General features: G+C 75.3%; 3 protein-coding genes. 1 reads left to right on the top strand and 2 read right to left on the bottom strand.

The window, feature by feature from the left end; translation table 11 throughout:
- On the top strand, positions 1–313 hold a 313-nt coding region (locus AN218_RS30510), incomplete at its 5' end, for a DNA polymerase (protein ID WP_244900844.1).
- Positions 314–376: 63 nt separating this feature from the next.
- On the opposite strand, the gene AN218_RS30505 is transcribed toward AN218_RS30510, so the two are convergent.
- On the bottom strand, positions 377–790 hold the full coding sequence (locus AN218_RS30505) for an HIT family protein (protein ID WP_070020276.1): 414 nt from the start codon (positions 788–790) through the stop codon (positions 377–379).
- Between the two features lie 80 nt (positions 791–870).
- Positions 871–4,073, bottom strand: a 3,203-nt coding sequence (locus AN218_RS30500) for an amidohydrolase family protein (RefSeq protein WP_070020274.1), incomplete at its 5' end; no start/stop codon positions are given.

Genomic DNA, 4,073 nt, shown 5'->3' with positions numbered 1-4,073 from the left:
TGCCGTGCGCGGTACGGCCGCGGCGCGTGCGCGGGGCCGCTTCACACGGAACTTCGTGGTGCAGGGCAGCGCGGCCGACTGGGCGGTGCTGATGCTCGCCGCGCTCCGCCAGGAGCTGGCGGGCTCGGACGCGGAGCTGGTCTTCTTCCAGCACGACGAGGTGATCGTGCACTGTCCCGCGGAGGAGGCGGAGCGGGTCGCCGCCGCCGTGGCGGAGGCCGGCGAGCGCGCGGGGCGGGCGGCGTTCGGCGAGACGCCGGTGCGGTTCGCCTTCAGCACGTCCGTCGTGGAGTGCTACGCGGACGCCAAGTGACGCGGGGCGAGGGCGAGTCGGCGTACGAGGGGACGACCGCCCCCTCCCGGTCCGTACGCCGGCTCAGTCCGGGAGCGCGGCGCGCACCCGTGCCGCGACGGCCGCGGCCTCCTCCTCGCTGCCGTACCGGCTGCGCGGCCAGAAGAAGCCGCGCAGCCCGTCCTTGCGGTTGCGCGGGACGACGTGCACATGGAGGTGCGGCACGGACTGGCTGACCCGGTTGTTCTCGGCGACGAAGGAACCGGCGGCCTCCATTCCGGCCTCCACGGCAGCGGTGATCCGCCGTACCCGGGTGAAGAACGGGCCGACGTCCGCGGCGGGCAGATCGGTCAGCGTCTCGTGGTGCGCGCGCGGCACGACGAGGGTGTGCCCGGGGAAGAGCGGCCGCGCGTCGAGGAACGCCACCACGTCCTCGTCCTCGTGGACGCGGTGGCTCTCGCGGCGGCCAGCGACGATGTCGCAGAAGATGCAGTCCACTCCCCCAGTCAACCTTCCCGGTCCGTGCCGGGCCCGCCGGGGGCGGCCCGGCGGGAACGACCGGCGGGGGCCGGGGGCGTTCAGGCGCCCATGTCGCAGCAGCCCTCCCGGCGAAGCTGGCGGCTCACGCGCCGCCAGACGGCGGCCATGTCCTCCTGCGCACCGTCCGGCCCGTCCGCTGCGTCCGTGCCGCCGGCCGCAGCCGTACCGGCGCCCTCCGGGAAGGACTCCGTCAGCTCGGCGGTCTCGAAGAGTTGGCCGCCGCGCAGCACCTTCACCGTCCGTACGAGGTCGTCGAAGTCGGTGAAGGGATCGCCGTCGACGAACGTGAGATCGGCGAGCTTGCCCTCCTCGACGGTGCCCAGATCCGCTTCCGCGCCGAAGACCCGCGCGGGCACGGCCGTCGCGGTGCGCAGTGCCGCCGCCGCGGAGAGGCCACCGCGGTGCAGGGCGCGCAGCGCGAGGTGGAGGTGGAGTCCGACCGGTACGAGGGGCTGGTCGGTGCCGAGCGCGATGGATCCGCCGCCCTCCAGCACCCGCCGGTAGACCGCCGTCTCCCGTGCCAGCGTGGCCAGTTGGGCACCCGTCGGCGGGGAGGCGGCCAGCTCCCGTACGGCTCCGGTGTCCCACGGGGGCATCAGCCGTGTCACCCGCGGATCCTCCGCGAGGTCGGGGTCGGCGCCCAGCAGCGGCGCCGCGGTGAACGGCGTGGCGATGAGGTGGAAGCGGGCGCCGTGCGCGGTGTAGATCTCCTCGACGTCCTGGTAGGCGCGTCCTGTCGCGGTCGTCGCATGCCCGAACTCCAGGCGCTGCGTGGCCTGGAGATGCGTCGTCAGGTCGCCGCCGAGCTGGATTCCGGGGGTGCACAGATGGCTTCCGGCGCGGACGCCGAGCCGTTCGTGCGCGAAGCGTGCCGCCTCCGCCATGATCCAGCCCGGTGCCCGTACATACGTCTTGACGAAGTCCCAGCCGAGTCCTTCGGCGCGTTCGAGGGAGCGGCGCAGTCCTGCGCGGGTGCGGTGCGGGCGGCCCATGCTGTAGGCGACGCGTGCCCCGTCGAGGAGTTCGCCGGTCGCCAGCAGCCGCGGCCCGGCCAGCACACCGGCCGCCACCGCCTCGCGGATACGGGCCTGTTCGTAGGCGAAGCCGCCGAGGGAGACGGCCGTAGTGATGCCGTACGCGAGCTGGGTGGCGGTCTGCCGGGCGCCGTAGGTGCTCTGCCAGGGGTGGGTGTGGGAGTCCCACAGACCCGGCAGCACCGTCAGCCGCTCCGCGTCGACCCGGCGGGCGGCGGCTCGGCCCGCGCGGTGCGGGAGGACGGCCCGTACCCGTCCGCCGCGTACCACCACGTCGACGTCCTCGCGGACCTCCTCGCCGGTGCCGTCCCACAGCCGCCCGGCCCGTACGACGGTGTCGCGTGCCCGCGGCGGCCGGTGGCCCAGGCGCAGCGGGACGGTGCGTACACCGCCGCCGCGCACGTCGAGCAGCCGCAGCCGCCCCGCCGACAGATACAGCAGCGCGCCCGAATCGCCGCGCCAGGAGGGGTGGTCGGCGCTCTCGCGGGTCAGCCGCCGCGGCTCGCCGCGGGGTGTGCCGTCGGGCCGTACGGGCAGCAGCCACAGCGCGGACTCGCTGACGACGGCGAGGTGTTCGCCGTCGGGCGACCAGACGGGGCCGCTGTCGTAGCGGTCGGAGAGCGAGGCGTGCGGGGCGAGGGAGTGCAGCGTGTCCGCGCCGCTGCGGGAGTCGACGACGCGGATGACGTTGTAGCCCTCGCGGAAGCGCTGGTTGAGGCGGTTGCGGTCGCACAGCGCGAGATACCGGCCGTCGGGCGACCAGCTCGGCCTGCCGGGCAGCCCGGCGGCGCCCAGCGGCGCGGCCAGCACGCGCTCGCCGACGCGGTCACGCCCGCCCTGCCTGCCGTTCCCCTGATCCTCTTCGAGGTCGCGTACGAGGAGGTTGCCCTCCATGTCGAGGTACGCGAGACGGGTGCCGTCCGGGGAGAGCGCGGGGAAGACCCGTCCGCCGCCGGCGAGCCGGGTGTCCGCGCCGGTGCGCAGATCGTGGCGGCGCACGGCGAGGAGTCCGTCGCGGTCGTCGGAGTAGACCAGGCCGTGCCCGTCCGGTGTCCAGGCGGGGGCGAGCGGATAGCGCGTGGGGCGGCCCGCGACGACCTCGCGGGGCCGGCTGAGGCCCGAAACCGGCGCCACCCAGAGCGAGTTGAGCGCGGCGAAGGCGACCCGGGGGCCGTCGGGGGAGAGCGCGGGCAGATGTACGGCCTTGACGGGACGGCGACCGCCGCCGGGTTCGAAGCCGTAGTCCTTGACGCGGTAGCGGGGCCGTTCGACGTGCGACGCGGCGGTGAACGGGATGCGCTCGGCGTCCTTCGGCGCGGACGTACGCACCACGCTGAACCGTCCGTCGACGGTGAGCAGCAGCTCCTCCGCGGAGGTCCAGCGGGGCGGCACCGGCGCCAACTCGCCGTCCACGGCCAGCTCTTCGCCGTCCACCAGCAGCGTGCAGGAGGCGGCGGGCGCGGGTGTGGTGCGCAGCAGCGCGAGCCGCCCGGCGGGCGATACGGCCGGGGTCATGAGGTCGGCGTCCGCGTCGCCGGTGTACTCCGTACGTACCGTGCCGGTGCCGTCTGCCGCGACGGAGGCGACGGTGCGCGAGCGCAGCACCGGACCGTTCTCGCCGTCGACGGGGGTGCCGCGCACGAACAGCACCCGTCTGCCGTCGGGCGACCAGGCCGGGTCGAAGTCCTCCCAGGCGCCGTCCTGTTCGGGGCCGTCCTGGCCAAGGAGGCCGGTGAGCCGGGTGAGTTCGTCCGTACGGACGTCGAGGACCCAGATGCGGTACGGGCTGCCGGTGACGGGGTCGCCGCCGCGCTCGGAGGAGAAGGCGATGCGGGTGCCGTCGGGCGACCAGGACGGGCCGCGGTCGTCGAAGGGTCCGTCGGTGCGCTGCCGGAGGCCGGAGCCGTCGGGGCGCAGCGTCCAGATGTGGAATCCGCCGCCCTGGTAGGCGCAGACGGCGATCCGGCGGCCGTCGGGGGCGAACTCGGGGCGGGTGGGCTCCAGTTCGGGACCGGTCAGCGGTTCGGCGCGGCCGCCGCCGCGGGGCACGGACCACAGGACGTTCTGCACCTCGGCCACGAGCCGGTCGCCGCCGGGGGCGAGCGTGGCCGCGCCGTTGGTGGCGGCGGTGAAGGAGAGCGTGACGGGGACGCTGACGGAGGTGCCGGCGGAGGCCGCGCCGCCCGGTGCCGCGGTCGCGGCGGGGG

This window comes from Streptomyces nanshensis (genome assembly GCF_001751255.1).
In the GTDB taxonomy this organism is placed as follows: Bacteria; Actinomycetota; Actinomycetes; order Streptomycetales; family Streptomycetaceae; genus Streptomyces; species Streptomyces nanshensis_A.
This window is presented reverse-complemented; position numbering and strand designations above follow the sequence as displayed.